Annotated in this window: 17 protein-coding genes; 5 read left to right on the top strand and 12 right to left on the bottom strand. The window is 39.6% G+C overall.

Annotated features, from left to right (window positions below):
- Window positions 1–70 precede the first annotated feature (70 nt).
- The 7 genes from CLV96_RS18855 to cmk form a co-directional block, all read right to left on the bottom strand.
- Entirely contained in the window at window positions 71–787 is a 717-nt protein-coding gene (locus tag CLV96_RS18855) for a beta-ketoacyl-ACP reductase (protein WP_134152070.1), read from the bottom strand.
- Window positions 788–863: 76 nt separating this feature from the next.
- Entirely contained in the window at window positions 864–1,886 is a 1,023-nt protein-coding gene (gene plsX, locus CLV96_RS18850) for a phosphate acyltransferase PlsX (RefSeq protein WP_040917096.1), read from the bottom strand.
- A 5-nt stretch (window positions 1,887–1,891) separates the two neighbouring features.
- Window positions 1,892–2,092, bottom strand: a complete 201-nt coding sequence (rpmF, locus tag CLV96_RS18845; protein ID WP_015679024.1) for a 50S ribosomal protein L32 — start codon at window positions 2,090–2,092, stop codon at window positions 1,892–1,894.
- A gap of 67 nt (window positions 2,093–2,159) precedes the next feature.
- On the bottom strand, window positions 2,160–2,774 hold the full coding sequence (gene hisG / locus CLV96_RS18840; RefSeq protein ID WP_004785973.1) for an ATP phosphoribosyltransferase: 615 nt from the start codon (window positions 2,772–2,774) through the stop codon (window positions 2,160–2,162).
- 3 nt (window positions 2,775–2,777) lie between these two features.
- Complete coding sequence (locus CLV96_RS18835; protein ID WP_004785089.1) at window positions 2,778–3,524, bottom strand: tetratricopeptide repeat protein; 747 nt, start codon at window positions 3,522–3,524, stop codon at window positions 2,778–2,780.
- A 4-nt stretch (window positions 3,525–3,528) separates the two neighbouring features.
- Window positions 3,529–5,229, bottom strand: coding sequence for a 30S ribosomal protein S1 (locus tag CLV96_RS18830; protein ID WP_004785965.1), 1,701 nt, complete (start codon window positions 5,227–5,229; stop codon window positions 3,529–3,531).
- 20 nt (window positions 5,230–5,249) lie between these two features.
- On the bottom strand, window positions 5,250–6,002 hold the full coding sequence (gene cmk, locus CLV96_RS18825) for a (d)CMP kinase (protein ID WP_004786408.1): 753 nt from the start codon (window positions 6,000–6,002) through the stop codon (window positions 5,250–5,252).
- Between the two features lie 144 nt (window positions 6,003–6,146).
- Here cmk and CLV96_RS18820 point away from each other — a divergent pair, with 144 nt between their 5' ends.
- Window positions 6,147–7,679 (top strand): histidine kinase dimerization/phosphoacceptor domain -containing protein, encoded by a 1,533-nt coding sequence (locus CLV96_RS18820; protein ID WP_004786912.1) that lies wholly within the window; start codon window positions 6,147–6,149, stop codon window positions 7,677–7,679.
- Here CLV96_RS18820 and CLV96_RS18815 read toward each other — a convergent pair.
- From CLV96_RS18815 to aroA, 4 genes are all read right to left on the bottom strand, one after another.
- A complete protein-coding gene (locus tag CLV96_RS18815) occupies window positions 7,660–9,258 on the bottom strand; it encodes a hypothetical protein (RefSeq protein WP_004785348.1) in 1,599 nt (532 codons plus the stop codon). The two genes, CLV96_RS18820 and CLV96_RS18815, sit on opposite strands and share 20 nt — an antisense overlap.
- A gap of 109 nt (window positions 9,259–9,367) precedes the next feature.
- The gene (locus tag CLV96_RS18810; protein ID WP_004787522.1) at window positions 9,368–9,793 is read right to left on the bottom strand and encodes a hypothetical protein; all 426 of its coding nucleotides are present in this window, start codon (window positions 9,791–9,793) and stop codon (window positions 9,368–9,370) included.
- A gap of 123 nt (window positions 9,794–9,916) precedes the next feature.
- Window positions 9,917–11,050 (bottom strand): helix-turn-helix domain-containing protein, encoded by a 1,134-nt coding sequence (locus CLV96_RS18805; protein ID WP_004784151.1) that lies wholly within the window; start codon window positions 11,048–11,050, stop codon window positions 9,917–9,919.
- Window positions 11,051–11,226: 176 nt separating this feature from the next.
- On the bottom strand, window positions 11,227–12,513 hold the full coding sequence (aroA, locus tag CLV96_RS18800; protein WP_035983361.1) for a 3-phosphoshikimate 1-carboxyvinyltransferase: 1,287 nt from the start codon (window positions 12,511–12,513) through the stop codon (window positions 11,227–11,229).
- 88 nt (window positions 12,514–12,601) lie between these two features.
- Here aroA and CLV96_RS18795 point away from each other — a divergent pair, with 88 nt between their 5' ends.
- Both CLV96_RS18795 and CLV96_RS18790 read left to right on the top strand, forming a co-directional pair.
- Complete coding sequence (locus tag CLV96_RS18795; RefSeq protein ID WP_004786764.1) at window positions 12,602–15,136, top strand: cyclic nucleotide-binding domain-containing protein; 2,535 nt, start codon at window positions 12,602–12,604, stop codon at window positions 15,134–15,136.
- Between the two features lie 38 nt (window positions 15,137–15,174).
- Complete coding sequence (locus tag CLV96_RS18790; RefSeq protein WP_004787711.1) at window positions 15,175–16,077, top strand: NAD(P)/FAD-dependent oxidoreductase; 903 nt, start codon at window positions 15,175–15,177, stop codon at window positions 16,075–16,077.
- On the opposite strand, the gene CLV96_RS18785 is transcribed toward CLV96_RS18790, so the two are convergent.
- Window positions 16,078–16,764, bottom strand: a complete 687-nt coding sequence (locus tag CLV96_RS18785; protein WP_134152068.1) for a hypothetical protein — start codon at window positions 16,762–16,764, stop codon at window positions 16,078–16,080.
- A gap of 83 nt (window positions 16,765–16,847) precedes the next feature.
- Between CLV96_RS18785 and CLV96_RS18780 the strand changes: the two genes are divergently transcribed.
- Complete coding sequence (locus tag CLV96_RS18780) at window positions 16,848–17,252, top strand: hypothetical protein (RefSeq protein ID WP_004785367.1); 405 nt, start codon at window positions 16,848–16,850, stop codon at window positions 17,250–17,252.
- Window positions 17,233–17,751 (top strand): hypothetical protein, encoded by a 519-nt coding sequence (locus CLV96_RS18775; RefSeq protein WP_004786335.1) that lies wholly within the window; start codon window positions 17,233–17,235, stop codon window positions 17,749–17,751. Before CLV96_RS18780 ends, CLV96_RS18775 begins: the two co-directional genes overlap by 20 nt.

Raw genomic sequence — 17,751 nt, 5'->3', positions numbered from 1 at the left:
TTCCTTCCAAGGCATCGGATTGTCCTCCGATACTCATTGTCGGTGTTACCTATGTGAGTTGTCTCTTTTGTTACCTATCTGACCTTCCCATACCTGCATCAGAAGCAAGGAAGGCAATTCCGTTTGCAATGTCTTCTGGAAGACCAGCACGTTTTAATGGAATTGCTTGCACCATACCGTGTCTGATGTTTTCAGGGATTGCTTCTGTCATTTCAGTTGCAATAAAACCTGGAGCGATTGCGTTACAACGAACTTTTCTAGAAGCCATCTCAAGAGCCACAGCTTTAGTAAAACCAATCACACCTGCTTTTGAAGCAGAGTAGTTTGTTTGTCCAATGTTTCCGTTTTCACCAGAGATAGAAGAAAGGTTGATGATAGATCCACCATTTTCTTGTTTCATCATTACTTTGATCGCTGCTTGTGTACAAAGATAAGTTCCAGTCAGGTTTACTGCTATGACAGAATCCCACTGCTCTTTTTTCATTCTCATAAGGAGAGTGTCACGAGTGATCCCTGCGTTATTCACTAGGATGTCTACTGTTCCAAATTCTTTTTTTGCTGAATCAATTAGTTTTTGAGCATCTTCTTCTACAGAAACGTTTGCTACTACTGCGATTGCTTTGTAACCTTTGGATTTTAATTCTTCGGCTGTTGCATTCGTTGCTTCTGGATTCATGTCCGCTACAACGATGTTAGCTCCAAGAGAAGCTAGCTTCAAACAAGTTGCTTTTCCAATCCCTCTTGCTCCACCTGTCACGATGGCCGTTTTTCCTGATAAACTAATCATTTGGTTTTTCCTCTTTTTTTCTAATTCCTAAAAACATTTTCTAAACTAAATCAATTTAAATGAATCCTAATGTGATTTAAGTAGAATCACCCAGTATTGTTTTGTATTCACCGAGTCTTGCTCGGATTCTATCGTTGATTCCATGTTTGGCGCACTCAGCGATGACACGCACGGCATTTTTGACTGCCAATGCATTGGAAGATCCATGCCCAATCATACAAATCCCTTCCACCCCTAGTAGAAGAGCACCACCATATTCCGCATAGTCTAAACGTTTTTTCACTGCGTTAAATGTTGATTTTAAAAGTAAGGCACCCGTTTGCGCAAGGCTAGATTGTCTGATGGAATTTCTTAAAACATTGAATATAGATTTCGCAAGACCTTCCGTGGCTTTCAGAACAATGTTCCCAATAAACCCATCGCAAACGACAACATCTACTTCACGACCACCACCATAAAGATCGCGACCTTCTACGTTTCCTACAAAGTTAAAAGGGATTTTTTTTAAGAGATCAAAGGTTTTGACAGAAACAGTATTTCCCTTTTTGTCTTCTTCCCCATTGGAAAGGATTCCAACTTTAGGATCTTGAATTCCAAAAAGTTCACGGGAATAGATTTCACCCATCACTGCGAACTGTGCCAAATACTCTGGTTTACAATCCACATTGGCACCGGCATCTAACAGAAGCACAGGTGGCCCTTCTTCTCTTGGAATATGTGCGGCAATAGGAGGTCGCAGAACGCCAGGTAGGCGACCTAAGTGTAACAACGCAGCAGCCATAGTTGCACCAGTGTTTCCCGGAGAAAACACACCGATACATTCTTTATCTGCTACTAAACGAACTGCTTTGACTACGGAAGAATCCTCCATAGCGCGGACTGCTATCGAAGGAGAATCATTCATACCGATGATTTCAGTAGAATGAATGACACGGACTTTCTCTGTGTCATAATCAAATTTTAATAAGATATCGAGTAACTCTTGTTCGTCGCCAACGAGATACACAGACAGCCCGAATTCTCGAACTGCCAGTACCGCGCCCTCGACGATACCTTCAGGGCCGTAATCTCCGCTCATCGCGTCCACGGCGACCCACATAATGGTTAGTTATCTTCGGTCGTTTTTTTAACTTTTTGAGCGACTACGAGTTTTCCCTTATAAAAACCGCAATAAGGGCAAACACGGTGGGACAGAACAAATGATCCACAATTGGAACACGGGTTTAAGTTAGGTTTGCCTATCGCATGATGGGCTCTTTTTGTTCTAACTTTCGATTTTGATTTACGTCTCTTTGGGACTGCCATGGCTATCCTCTATGGAATTATAACTGGTTTTTACTATGTTTTGGAAAACCAATGTGAAAACAATATTTTAATTTTCTAAGCTCTCGATAAGAGACCGTAATTCGGTGTGTTTGTGATAAAAAGAGGAGCGATTGCAGACGAAACGTGCTGTACTATATAAAATCGACTCAAATTCCTTGAGCCCATTGGCTTTTAGGGTTCCCCCAGTGGAAACTAAGTCCACAATGCAGTCAGAAAGACCCACAATGGGAGCAAGTTCAATCGAACCATAGAGTTTGATGATTTCGCAGGAGATCCCTTTTGAAAAAAAGTATTCCCGAGTTAGGTTTGGGTATTTGGTCGCCACTCGCACTTTGGAACGTTTGGCAAAAAGATCAAAATCAGGGAAAGAGGCAAGAGAAAGCCGGCAAGCCCCTAATTTCAAATCTACGGGAGCAATGAGATCAAATCCCCCTTCCCGTAAAATATCCCAACCCACAATCCCCGCATCAGCAGCAGCTTCTTCCACATAAGTGCATACGTCTTGGGATCTGACAAATAAAAGGCGGAGGCGTTTGTCCTCCGAGACAAAGGTGAGCTCTTTCGAACCCTCAGATGGCAATGTTTTTAGCCATCCTTTGGATAACAAAAGATCCGCAGTTTCTTCGGCAAGCCTACCTTTCGGAAGAGCCAAAGTTAACATAAGTTAGTTTTTCCCGAGTTTGAGGAGTAAATAACTAGAGAGGAGTTTTACATCTTCTCCAGATTCTGCCACGTCTAGTTTGACAGCTTTTTCAAGATACTCTTTAGCACCCGCCTTGTCTCCGTTAAGGTAAGACAATCGGCCTGCTTGGTAATAAGACCAAGCCTTAAAACCATTGAGTTCTCTTGCAGGTTCGATGACCGTAGCAGCAATTTTATAATTTTCTAATGACTTGGCATTATTTTTTTCACGTTCTCTGTAGTTTCCAGCAACGTAAAAATAAAGGGCTTTGATTTCTTTTGGAGTATCAATCTTTTTTGCAGCGTCTTCCAGGTAACCGGCAGCTTTTCCGAATTCCCCTTTTTCAGCATAAAGTTTAGAAAGATCTTTCCAAACTCGAAGTTCCATTTTACCGGTACTTTGGTTTTGCAAAAAAGCTTCCAAACTTTGGATCTGAGCATCGAGACCCACCTTAGATTTTTGGTGTGTGAGTTTCAAATCTTCCAGTGTGACTGTTTCTTTTTCAAAAAGATAGGCACGGTATTCGAAAAACCCAATGACAGCAGCTAACACAACAATTGCGGAAGATAGAGCAATAAAGACAGACTTACGATTGCGTGCTAAAAAATGTGTGAACTTTAAAAATGCAAGTTCTGCTTTGGAACCTTCGAAATCAGCGAACTCATCCTTTTGGATGAGTTCGGCTTGTTTCTTTTGTTCGATTTGGTTTTTTTTATGAAACTTATCCATGGACCTATCGGTTTTGGTTTAAATTCATAAATGAACCGATGGATTCACGTGAAGGTTGGTTGTCTTCCTTCATGTATTTTGCCATCTCTTCACGTTCTACTGCTTTATCAAAGTCTTTGATAGAGAGAGAAATTTTCTTATTGTTAGGTTCAATTTTAACAACTACTGTGCGAACAGAATCGCCCACTTTGTAAAGATCTTCTAACTTGATGTTACGACCATCTGGAATTTCAGAGATGTGAACAAGGCCTTCGTAACCTGGTTCTACTTCTACGAAAACACCAAAACTAACAATCGATTTCACACGACCTTCCACAAGAGTACCCGGTGGGTATTTTTTGCGAAGAGCTTCGTATGGATGTTCAGAAAGTTGTTTGAGTCCACAGCTGATTCGTTGCGCATCTAAGTTGACATCAAGGATTTTGTATTGAACCGACTGGCCTTTTTTTAGGAGATTGAGTGGGTTCTTTTCTTTTTCATCCCAAGTAATGTCAGAGATATGAATGAGTCCTTCGATTCCACTTTCTACTTCAACGAAAGCACCGTATTTAGTGATTCCAGTGATTTTACCTTCGAGTACGTTTCCAGCTCGAACGTTAGCAGAAAGAGCTTCCCATGGGTTAGGAAGTAATTGTTTGAGTCCGAGAGACAAACGTCTTGCTTCGAAATCAATATCCAAAATTTCAGAATCTACTTCTTGGCCTTTTTTCAAAACATCTTTTGGATGAGGTGGTTTTTTTGCCCAAGAAAGTTCTGTGGTGTGGATGAGTCCTTCCAATCCTTCTTTGAGTTCTACGAAAGCACCGAAATTCGTGAGAGAGGTTACGATACCGCGAACCACCATTCCTTTTTCGAGTTCTTTCTTTGCCCAAATCCAAGGATCTTCATAGAGTTGTTTGATTCCAAGAGAAAGTTTGTTGTTCTCTTTATCAACTTCCAAAACAACCACTTCGACTTCAGCACCGATATTGAAGTATTGTTTGAAAGGAGCAAATTTTTTATAAGAAATATCGTTTTGGCGAAGAAGGCCAACCACTTCGTAAACAGAAAGGAAAACACCAAAATTAGCAATTTTTACAACCTTTCCTGTTACCTTGTCCCCAACTTTGACTTTACCGAGGAGTTCTTCCCACTTCTCGCCGTTGATTTCGTCGAGGAGGGTTTTACGAGATACCACACCGGTTCTTGTTTTTTCGTTGAGTTCAATAATTTTGAATGAAAACTCTTTTCCACCTTCTGTGGATTCTTTAAAACGAACGCCTACATGAGAGGCAGGTAGGAACAATTGGATTCCTTCGCTTTCAACTAGGTATCCTTTGTTTTTGACTTCACCGGCAATTTTACCAGAGAGTGGATATCCGTTTTGGTTTGCATCTTTGATGGTTTCCCAACCAACTCTTTGGTCCGCTTCTTTTTTAGAGAGGACACAATATCCGTCGACCCGCTTCTTAATGATCGCACTGACTTTTTCACCGCGTTTTGGTGTTTCGGAAAAGTCTTCACGTGAGACACGAGCTTCCAATTTTTCTCCAATATCAAGGAAAACAGTGTCACCAATGACATCGACTACAGTCCCTTCAATGAGGGTACCTTTTCCTGCGGAGTTTTCTTGTTCTTGTGCTTGTGACTGCGATTCCCACTTCTCTAATAATTCGCCGAAGGAAGTGGTCTCATTTTTGGGGGAGGATGGGTTGGTTGAATTCAATGGTTACCGGGATACAAAACCTAGATTTGCCCAGAGGATGAAACCTTGGACAGGATAGTATTTAGGACAGTTTCCGTGTCGAGGGTGCTCGTGTCAATCAGGATTGCGTCGGAAGCCTGCTTCAGGGGAGCCACAGTACGAGTGGTATCACTTTCATCCCTCGCCACAATCTCTTCCTTGATGTGGTCTAGGTCGGCTTTGAAGCCTTTTGCAACTAATTCATCGTATCGGCGTTTTGCCCTCACTTCCACAGAGGCAGTCAGAAAAAATTTAAATTTGGATTTTGGGAAGACTTCCGTTCCAATGTCCCGGCCGTCCATCACCAATTGGTGGGTTTTTGCAAATTCTCGGATGTGGTGGTTGATAATTTCTCGAAAAGCCCTTCTAGGAGCAATGTAACGAATTTTTTTTGTGATCTCTGGATCGCGGATTTCCAAACTTATGTCTCTTTCACCGAGAAACATTAAATTTTCTCCAGTGGAAGAAAGTTCACAGTGTACGGGAATCTTCGCCACAGAAAATCCAAACTCAGCTTCGTCTTTTTCTAAAAGAGTCGCGTCTCCTAGTTTTTCCGTATAAAAGGGAAACTTAGACTCATCCTCTTTTGTTTCCAAAAACTTTTCCCATATAGCAAGGGTTAGTGCACGATAGTAGGCACCCGAATCTAAGTAAAGATACCCAATTTTATGGGCAATCATTCGTGCGAGCGTACTTTTTCCAGAGCCGGCAGGCCCGTCGATGGCAATGACTTTTTCTATGTTCGATAAACTCATGGTTTTATATTCTAAAACTAGAACAGGAATTGATTTCGTCCAGAGGAATTCTGAACGGGAAGAAAGACTAACCGACGGTAAACGATTTTCCCTTGACACAAGTTTTTTCCCCCGTAGTTTGAGCGACACTCGGGTGGGATGTTCGTGAAACTTAGAAATCGCAATCTAAATCCAGAACGAATTGCCGACTTCGAATGTTATCGAAGTGGGATCTTAGAACTCATTGTTGGAAATGCGCCACTCCCAGAAATACTGAGCGAAATTGTATTGGGAATTGAAACTCTCAATCCCACCATGATCTGCACGGTAATTCTCATCGAAAATTCTAAAATCAAAATTGGTGCTGCCCCTTCCCTTCCTAAAATTTATAACGATTCCATTGAAGGAGTCACCATTGGGCCAGAAGCAGGTTCATGTGGCACAGCTGCCTACACCGGCAAACGAGTGATCGTAGAAGACATTGGAACAAGTCCCTTATGGAAAAATTATAAAGACGTCGCCTTAAGCGTTGGTTTGTATTCTTGTTGGTCTGAACCTATCCGCTCCCATACAAACGAAGTCATTGGTACCTTTGCCATTTACCATCGTGAAATTGCAAGCCCTAATGAATTTGATATTTTTATCATTACGGAAACAGCAGACCTGGTGAGTATTGCCATCGAAAAATCAATTGTTTCCGAAAAGCTAACTGAAAGTGAAAGAAGGTTTCGAGACTTTTTTGAAAAGAATTCATCTGTTATGCTCATCATTGAACCAAATTCGGGAGACATCATCAACGCCAACCAGACGGCCATTCAGTTTTATGGATACCCTCATGAAGTTCTAACGAAAATGAAAATTGAAGAAATCAATATTTTACCTCCGGAAGAAGTGAAAGCAGAGAGAATGCGTGCCCTCGCAGAAGAAAGAAGTTATTTTTCTTTTCCACACAAACTTGCAAATGGTATCGTCAAACAGGTAGAAGTTTATTCCACTCCTATTGAAACTAGTAACCGTCATCTGCTTTTTTCAATCGTTCATGATGTCACAGAAAGAAAAAGTGCTGAAGAAAAAGTAAAGTCCCTTCTTTCCGAAAAAGAAATGATATTACGAGAGGTTCATCATCGAATCAAAAACAATATGACCATCCTTTATAATCTTTTAGATTTACAAGCAGGGTCACAGAAAAATGAAGAAATTCGAAACTCTTTAAAGGATGCGACCAGTCGTATCAAAACCATGTCCCTTCTCTACGACAAATTGTATTTAGGGAAAGCATTTCACGAATTACTTTTGGATGAATATCTAATTCCTTTATCAGGGGAAATCATATCGTTATTTCCTTACCCGGTAAAACTGATTACAGAAATTGATAGCTTACAATTGTCCGCAGAACAACTCCAAGCCATTGGCATCATAACAAACGAACTTCTAACCAATAGTTTAAAGTATGCAAGGGATTCTTCCAAAGAGCTGGAAATTCGAATCAAAGTCTGGACAGAAGAAGATAATTTCTTTTTACTCATCAGTGACAATGGGAAAGGATTTAATCCAGAAATAACAAACCCAGAGAATCTGGGTTTTGGATTGACCTTAGTGGCTATGTTAATCAAACAACTGAGTGGCACACTTACCTTTCATGGGGACTCTGGTGCGGAATATAAAATCAAATTCCCTATCAATAAACCCCATCCTTAACTGCAGGGAAAGTGTATCGAAATCTTTTTTTCGAATTACCTAAATAAGCAAATTCCATACGGATGGTATCAATATGACTTACATCATTACCGCCATCCAAATACAATCTCACTTCTTTCTCCATTGTTTTACGATAGAAATAGTTTTCCTTGATGTAATTGTACATCTGAAGGTATAAAACTTGGTTTTCTTTTGAAAGTTTTGCATTTACTTTGTCTGCATTTTGGCTGGCAAATTTCAACTTCCCATTCAGAAAATGTAAGTTAGATGACAATAAATAATTCATTGGATTCGTTTGGTCCATCTGGATGATGAGAGGAAGTTTAACCGAATTACAATTCCAATAAAATCTAAGTGTAGGTTCTTCCAAATTCACTTCCTTCCAATAGAATTCCAATTCATTCTTTTGACCACAAAACTCATTTGATTTTTCATCCGAATTGGCAACACTAATTGATGATTTTGGAAATACCGAAAATACTGACTGGCTTTTACTTAAATTCGAATACACTCCATGTGGAATCCAAACTTTGTTTTCAAGTTGGATTGCAATCTCACGAGCTTGATCTTCTCCATTTCTCTTTTTTACTTCCGCAAATAGAGAGTTGGAAAGTGTATTGATAAACTCTGGGAAAAAACGGTCTCCAGCATTGGTTTTAGCGATCGCCTGGAAGATGGTAACATCAGCTAATTCACTTCCAACTAAAGTCCGGTATTGCCATAACAAAGAAGGAATAAAGGCAAAATCTTTTTTAAAATCGGACTCAATGGTTGCATCATAAAGTCCAATCTCCTTATCCAATCGAAAAGAGGAAACAATCAGTTGGCGTTTCACAGCTTCACATGTTTTGTGTGTATAAAGTTCAGGATGATCTAAAAGTGATGCAGCATAATAATCAGATATCCCTTCTGCAAGTGAACGACCGATTGCATTGTTCCCTAAATATTTTCCTGTGATCAAATGAGTGTATTCGTGATAGATCGCATCAGGGCAGGAAGCTGTATCAATGATTCGTTCAAACGCAAACGTACCAAAAATAGGAAAATCCCATTTAGGAGCAAACCACAACTCACTTGTCCAAGTTCCATTGGATTCTGCTGGTGGAATGGTTAAGGCAGTGTTTTTGAGTGAAACCTTGGAATCATAATAATCGGTAGGTGAATAAGCATATGGTGCATCCACTCTGATTCGAACTTTAGGATTAAATTCTGTAATTTTCTCTTTTGTTCCTGCACTGGTTGCAATCGTTTTAAATTTTGATTCTATTTTACGAAGTTGATATCCTACAGTGAGTAACTTCAAATTTCCTTCTAGTTGTTCGAGTGGAATCGGCTCTTGTTCTAACTTAGAATGAATTGAAAAATTTTCTAAAATATAATTCGTTTTGGATTTGAGACCTAGATCTTCCAATGTTATGTTCTTATGGACAAACTGTTTGCGGTTCCCATCCCAATCCAAAACTTGGTTTTCTTTTTTTACTTCTGCAGTTAGGTTCACACCGAAGAGGAATGTAAAAATAGAAAGTAAGATGTAACTTTTTTGTTTCCAATGATTTCTGTGAAACTCTAAACTTTTCATTTTTTATACTCTATTGGTTTTATTTTTTAAAAAGAGATCTTGTTTCTCTTTGCCATGTAGTATGGATAGAAACAAGATCTTTAAGTTTGTTTTATAGTAAACAGAAGGATTAGAATCCAAGTCCTACGGAATCATACATCCCGCCAGAAACTACGTTACCAAATCCACCTGTATGAATGAGCAAACCAACAACGGCTACTACAGTCACAGAAGCTAAAACATTTTCAAAAACTTTGAAGTTTGTTCCGTGTAAGTAATTTCCGGTAGATTTTTTTAATTGAATGGAAGAAACAATCCCTTCCAAGTCTTGATCAAGAGTTCCTGCGAATTCAGCATTTTTAATTTCTCTGCTAATTCTCACAAATTCTTGTGGAGTGATATGAGCTTTTAGATACTCATGTGCTTCTTTGTTTGTCATTCCATTGTTCACTAAAACTTTCGCTGCTTCTTTTACGCTCATTTGGTTAGCTGGTGCTGCAAATGTTGCTTGAGCGGCAAACACGATAGCGAGTACTAAACTGATTTTCTTTTTCATGGGATTATCCTTTGAATCAAATTTGTTTTTAGCGGAATCTTTCAAACTCCCCTCTCAAACTTGAATCCATCCTACTACGAAAAAGAATCCGAATCGTCTGGATCGATCGAATTGGATGGAAAACTACGACCGACTGGATCGAACTGGATGTTTTTTTAGGATTTTTTCTCTAAATTCTCTTGGAGTGGTTCCGGTTTCCTTTTTGAAGGCTTCATTGAAGGTCGATTTGGATCCGAATCCTACATCATAGGCAATGGCAAGGAGGGACCGATCCGGTTCTTTTTCGATTTTTTCCTTCGCTTCGTTCACCCGGTGGAAATTTGTGTATTGATAAAAACTTTGTTTGATTTCCGCATTTAAAAATTCGGAGAGTTGGTGAGAACTTAGGTCCATTCTTTCTGCCAATTCTCTGAGACTTAGTTTTTCTTCTCGGTAGATCTTTTCTTTTTCAAATAAATTTTGGAGTTTGCCTCGAACCTCTTTGTGATCCAGTTTGGAAATCTGCGAAATCTTTGCCTTTTTTTCATCTTCTACAATTTTCCGAACTTCCAAAAAGAAATCTGGGTAACTTTGCCTAAGCACATATAAAAAACATAAAAAGATCCCGATGGCAATCCCAGACAATTGGTGTGCGGTTTGGCCACCTCTTGCTAAAGTGATGAGTCCATTAAAGGATAAAGCCAAACAAAACCCAACAATGAAGATCCCTATTTTTAAAGTGTAATTTTTTCGGAACGTACTCCAGCGGATTTGTTTTGAAATCCTTCTAAAAATACGAAGCAAACACCAAATATAAATCAGAATGGTTGGCAAAACTAAAAACAAAGGCCTACTTAAAAATGGATTCAAACCAAGAGATTGGGTTTCGAGATATTTGGTTTTGTTCCAAAAATTCCAAAAGACAATCAAAACAAATAAAGAAGTCAAAGGAACGATCCGGTAGGAAAGCCTACGAAAAGAACGAAATTTCCCTTCTAAAACTGTAAGAAAGTATTCATCCAGCAACACCCCAAGACAAGCGACAATGGGTAAGTCCGTCAAAAATAAAGGATAAAGCCATTTGATTGTTCCAGAAGAAATTAAGTAAAAGTTAAACAATAAGTAACTAGTTCCTAAAAAAATAATTCCTAATAGAATTTGTTTTCTATTTTTATGATAACTAAAAAATTCTCCAATTGCGTATAAAAATCCGAGTAATGCGGAAAACAGCAGGAAAAAATTTAAGTATTCACTGAAATATTGAAAGGGAGAAGTCATTCATCCACCACTTTATAAAACCCAAAGCCACTTGACTGTTACAATGAGACAAGAAGTGGAATTGATCAATCATTACTAAGGACTAATTCCACGAGAAACAAAAATATTTTTCCAAATGGTATGAATCCTTAGGTTTAGCTTGGATTGGAACCATCCAAAATTCGAGACCATTGATTTCAAAATGATTTTAGAATTTCGAAAAAGCCAGGGAAACTGGTATCAACCCAACTGGTATCATCAAACGTTAGCTCTACGCCCGAAAGTTTTGAGAGGATAGCAAAACTCATGGCAATCCGGTGGTCCATAAAAGTTTCAATCGCACAAGGTTTGATTTCTTTCACTTCCCCAAATTCGTATCCATCTTTAGACTCTTTTACAGTCACACCAAGTCGTTCTAAGTTGGAAACCATCGACTGGATTCGATCAGATTCTTTTGCCCTTAGTTCCTCTGCATGAGAGATTTGGAATCCCCCTTCGGAAAATAATCCTGCAACGGTAAGGATCGGAATTTCATCGATGATAGATGGAATCAAATCTTCTGTAATCACAGACCTGTTTAATTTTGAAGGATAAACGAGTAAATCGCCAATTTCTTCACCGCATTCTTGTCGTTTGGCGGTGACTTCAATTTTTCCACCCATATTTCGGAGAACGGTAATGATTCCCACACGAGAAGGATTGAGTCCAATGTTACGAATGAGTAGAGGTTCTGTCCCACCCGCACAAAGTCCAAAGACAATATAAAAGGCCGCACTGGAAATATCTCCAGGGATCACAAATTTAGCCCCTTCAAAATGATAAGGTGGTTCGACAGTAAAATGGAGTGGCGAATGGTGTTTGATGTTTCCTCCAAGGAATCGAATCATATTTTCTGTATGATCGCGGGAAACTTCTGGTTCTTTATAATCAATGGAAATCTCTGAAGCAAGTGCTGCGAGCACCAAAGCACTTTTGATTTGAGCCGAAGCAATAGGACTAGTATAAGAATAACGTTTCAGTTGTTTGCCAACGATACGAAGGGGAGCACGATCATTCCCTTCGACGGAAATAATGTCTGCGCCCATTTCACGAAGTGGATTCATAATCCTTGCCATGGGGCGTTTGCAAAGAGAGGCATCCCCGGTCAAGGTGGCAGTGATCTGCGGAAGTCCCGCAAGTAGTCCTGCAGAAAGACGGATCCCCGTTCCCGCATTCCCAAAATCGAGTACACCTGCGGGAGATTTTAAGTTCTGTTTTCCTGGGCTTTGTACGGAATAACTACCTTTCCCCAAGGACTCCACCGAAAGCCCTAAACTGGCAAAACAATTTAAGGTATGGAGGGGATCTTCTCCTTCTAAAAAACCATGGATTTCGGATTTTCCTTGGGCCAGCGCACTAAAGAGTACCGATCTATGCGAGATGGACTTATCTCCAGGGACATAAATTTCTTTTTTTGCACTTAATTTAATTTGGGGCTTCAACATGATGTATTTTTCTAAAAAGTATTTTGCAATTTGGTGCTTCTTTAGTAGGTTTTGACGGAAACCAAAGTTTCGCAAAACGAACAACCAAATGCCTCTAGATACCAGTAAAAATAACCAAAAGATCCCAGTCAATCCAGGTGAAGTCCTTTTCATCGGAGGCAAAGCCTCAACTTCCATGAACATCCTACACGAAGGATCGGTTCGTATCGAAACCACTTTGGGCGATACAAGTATTGTTCTCTACAGTTTGGACGGTGCCAATCTCACTCCCGGTATCTTTGCACTGCTCGAAGGGACACCTTATCCATATACCATCAGAGCCAAAACTTCTTGTGTGATTTCCACTTATGTAATGAACCAAGCCAATGCGAAAAAAACTCTCACTACCAAAGTATCTGTGGGAGTGATGGCCGTTCGCACCTTGCTCAAGGAAATTGGAGAACTCTACAAACGAGTGTTATCGATCAAGGGCCTTGCTGCTAAATTCGAGCAGACTATGGACAACTTGGGCGCAGTATATTATATTTTAAACCCATCTATATTTTCAGATGTAAGCCCGGGTGCACTTATCACTCGTGATGAAAATATAATTGATCCAGTAATGCGACTCATCAGAAACAATCTTGCTGGGTTTCAGGAACATGGTGGAATTTTACCTGACAAACCCACCGTTAACTTTTTAGAAGAAGATCATGGCGAATTTTTTGAACGTAATTATAGCGAATCCATAGAATGGAATGATGCCGAATTTCATTTCATTCGAAAAATTCTATCGGTGAACCCTAAAATTTCACAGGCTTTATTTGAATCCGATCCAAGTTTACTCCAGAGTGCAGCAGAAAGTTATGTAAAAACCTATCGAGAGTTATTCGAAATTCTAAACAAAGAAACAAGTGAACTTTCTGATATGATGAACACCATGTTTGTTGGAGAGAATGCCCTTGTTGAAAAATTCAATTTAACCTTAGATTTATTTAACACTGGATATTCCACAATTCCATCTACTGTGTTATTACCCATTACAGAATGGGCTCTAAAAAAATCAAAGTCGCTGTTAGATGAATACAAACAAATTTTTGGTTCTCCTTATGCATCCCTTGGCAATAACTTAGACAAATTAGAAACCAAACAAACAGAACTTACTAACAAATATGGCCATGAACTTTCTGCAGGAAAAAACAAAGAGGAAAGTTCGCAAGGGAACGGAACCATCCATGCTGGGATCGACACCAAAGCTCTCAAAGTAGAACTTTTAAACTCAGCAAGCCAAATCCTGAACTACTCACAAGCTGATCCGGAAGCAGTAAAAGAATTCTCAACTCTAATGGTAAAACTCAAATCGTTTAAAAACCCATTGGATCCCGAACCAGACAATCGTAAAATCAGAAGAACCATTGCAAAAACCTATTGGGAAGTGTATAAAAAATCTTTCACCAAATGGCTGCAAGCTGGCAAACAAGCACCTAAGGCCGTTGAACTCATGTTACGATATGGTTATTTTGATGAAAGTCTTTTGGATGAAGGCCATATTGTCGAACTCGTGGGTAGATTGTATCAAGGAGGTGGGAACCCAAGTGCTCCCATCCATTATGGAACTGATTGGTTAGAAAAAATCTATTCAAGAGAAGTTCCAACCTCTGTGGATGAGTTGGGCCAAACTTTCTTCGAAAAACTTAAAATGGATCTGAAAGATTCTGGAATCAAATCTGAAAAAGACATCCCACCGGACTACGATACAGGAGAGGCAAGACTTGGTTCAGAAATCTCCTCTATGTATGAACCAAACGTTCGTTTGACGTCTGGGAATATTGCAAGCCACTTCCCAATTTTGACAAAATACCATATCACAATTCCTTTAGAGAAATGTTTTGTATCCAAAGAAGATGTAGAAAAAGCCCTACAGTATATTCTAGGAATTGATTATACAGCTTTCAACCGTGAAGTCATTTATCGAAACGAAGAGATTGGAATCAAAAACGAATTTGTCCAAAGGTCGATTATTCCCGACTTTATCTTAGTTCCGTCCATTGGACCGAAGATTATGATGTGGCAGGACTTATCAATCTTCCGTGGAGCCGGTTCAAAAGAATCAAGAGGAAGAATTTGTATTCCTCACTTTGTTACAGGAGACTTAAAAACGTTTATGTTGGAAGCCATAGCAGCATTCCGTTGGGAACTTTGTAAAAATATACTTGGCCCCGATTGGAACAACGTTGGAATTCCTTCCATCACGGCAGATTACACGGATTATGTGCAGTTCTACAAAAAGAGCAAAGATCTTTCTCCAGAACTCAAAGAAAAAATATCATCTGAATTCAAACGGTTCCGAACAGACCGTGATAAATTTGCATACGACTACTCCATGTGGATTCGGTATGAAGCGGAAGGTGTGCAGAGGGTCAACCGAGTGGTACGTTCCATATTTTATCGCCATATCCCTTTCCACAAAAATATCAGAGAAAAGGTCAGTTCACAACCAGCGTATTCAGAACTCCACAACCGGTTCAAAAACATTCGCACACGCCAACACAAAGAGTTCGAGAACAAATACAAAAAGTATATGGATGCCAGCGGGAACCTACCTAAAGAACTATATGAGAATTTAACTTTTTACGAAGTTTAATCCTTACCAGATTCCATAGATGCAACACGATTGCATTTATGGAATCCATTCAAAAAGTCGAAGTAGCCATTATCGGAGGAAGTTTTTCCGGACTTTCAGCCGCCCTTTCCCTCGTTCGTTCCCTACGTAAAATCATTGTCATTGATTCCGAAAGACCCTGTAACAAAAATACTCCCGCCTCGCATAACTTTATCACTCATGATGGTAAATCTCCCGGTTCCATTCGTGAAAAAGCCCTAACCGATTTAAAAGAATATCCAAACTTTAAACTTCAGTTAGGTGAAGTAAAGACAATCGAAAAAATGGAAGATGTTTTTCTATTAAAAGGAGATGAATTCTCTCCCATCCAAACTAATAAAATCATTTTTGCAACCGGTCTGAAAGACATCCTTCCAGAAATTCCGGGTTTTGCCGAGTCTTGGGGAAAATCTGTCATCCATTGCCCGTATTGCCATGGTTATGAATTTGTTGGAAAAACAACCGGACTCTGGATGAACGAAACAGGAATATTTGAACATTCTAAATTTCTAAAGCACTGGGCTAAAGAATTAACAGTATATACCAATGGTCCAATTCAGTTTTCCAAAGAAGAGCAAACCAAATTAGAAAATGAAGGTATTTCCATTGTAACCGAATTTGTAGAAGCACTGGTCCACAAAGAAGGTCAAATTTCGGCAGTAAAATTAAGATCAGGTAAAGAAGTTCCCATCCAAGCACTCTATGCAAAGGTCCTGATGGTCCAACATTCCAAATTACCCGAAATACTCGGTTGCAAACTCCTTCCAAGTGGACATATAGAGGTTTCTAATTTTTACGAAACAAATGTCCCAGGTGTGTATGCGGCCGGCGATATGGCTTCGTTATTTCGTTCAGTGGCAAATGCCGTTCACTCGGGAAACATCGCAGGTGCTATGCTCAACCGTTCTACAATTCTGTCTTAGCTAAACTTCTTCGACAAAATACGGTCTTGTATATTCTCGAACAATCTCGACTACAAAACGACCCCAGGATTTGGGGTCTTCTTGGGAGATATTCACCTGTTTAATTTTTGGAAAATAGGCAGTGGGTTTAAAAACGGAATGGGTAAGTTCCAAGGTTCGAAGGTAATTGTCCAATCGTTTTACTTTTACAAAATTGATGATTTCGTTTTGAATTTTTTCTTTGGGGAGGTATCCCACAATGATCATCCGAGGAAATAGTTTTTTTTTGAGGAGTCCGATGAAGTCCTCGAAACTATCCACCCGATCGATAAACCCTTCGTAAGCACCACCACCTAGGTTCATGATTTGGGTCACAATGTCCATGGAAAAGGAAACCCCTTCCATTGTGGACATATCGGAGATGATGACAAGCCCCTCGTCAGGTTGGAAGACCTTAAACATGTCTACGCCCTTAAAATGACGCCTTAGGAGTTTGGCAGCAGATACATCGATTTCTTGTGCTTTGGCAAGGAGAACCTTTCCTTGGGGGTCAAGGATGGGATCTCGCGTGATGAGATACCGTTTTTTCACGGCATTTTGGTTCATGACTCGAAAGGCCTTTACTTTTTCCTCGATTTCATCCAAGGTTGAGTAACCAATCTTAAGTACATTTTCCCGTTTGCGTTTCCCGATGTCTGTTTCTTCCATGAAAGCTTGGTGCCTAAATCTTTGTATTGCTTATCCTATGGTAATTCTGGCATTGTATAGCATATTTTTGTCTAAGGAATAGAATGCGATTTAATTTTTCCCTATTTCCCCTACTCTTATTCGTAATTGGATGTTCTACGGTGGATTTTATCCCAGAACCCGATTATAGGCCAAATGATTCGCGTTATAAGGTGCAAACTTGGGCGGAAGTGGAAATCCTCCGCGAACGTCCGAAACGTCTTTTCCAAATTGTGGGCGAGGTCATTGTTCGTAATACCGAAGATCTCTCTTGGGAAGATTACGAACCTCGGGTCAAAAAAGATATGTTCCGACGTAAAATTGATGGAGTCTGGATGACTGAAAAAAATCAATCCACAATTGATTCTGCAACCATTGAAACTATGGACCAAAAGGGTCGCTCCACCAATTCTTACTTACAAAAATCAAACCTTCCTTATTGGAAAGGTTATGCCTACAGGTATAAATAAAAATCATATGCCAAGAATATTTGACTCAGAAATCTATGTTTCCCCAACAGATGAATGGATCTTTCGAGAAAACAAAATCGATAAAGAAGAAATTTTACAATATTTCCGAAACAATCTGCACGGTAACGAAAAGGGAGTCTACATTGAAAATCGATTTGGAGAACTTTCGGAACATGGATACATTCGAATTGATGGTTGTCCCTGTCATGTCCTCCACGTAGAACCAACCGATTCAGAACTAGTTTTTCATACGGACGATGGAAGAAATTATCCTTTTGGCGAATTTGAAATTTATGAAACCAGTGATGGTGGACTTTTAGGCCTTCGTTCAACAGAAGAAAAAATCAAATACCGATTCACTTGGAATGCAGCAAAGGAACTTTCGGATCATCTTGAAGAAGAGGGAGAAACTACTTATCTTGTATGGAACGGAGTGAAAATGGAAATACCCAAATATTTGGGAGAGATTCCAGTCCCTCTCCCAAATGATTATTCTTAA

Origin of the sequence: Leptospira meyeri (assembly GCF_004368965.1) — a bacterium.
In the GTDB taxonomy this organism is placed as follows: domain Bacteria; phylum Spirochaetota; class Leptospiria; order Leptospirales; family Leptospiraceae; genus Leptospira_A; species Leptospira_A meyeri.
The sequence above is the reverse complement of the archived record's forward strand: the minus strand, read 5'-3'. Positions and strand labels throughout refer to the sequence as shown.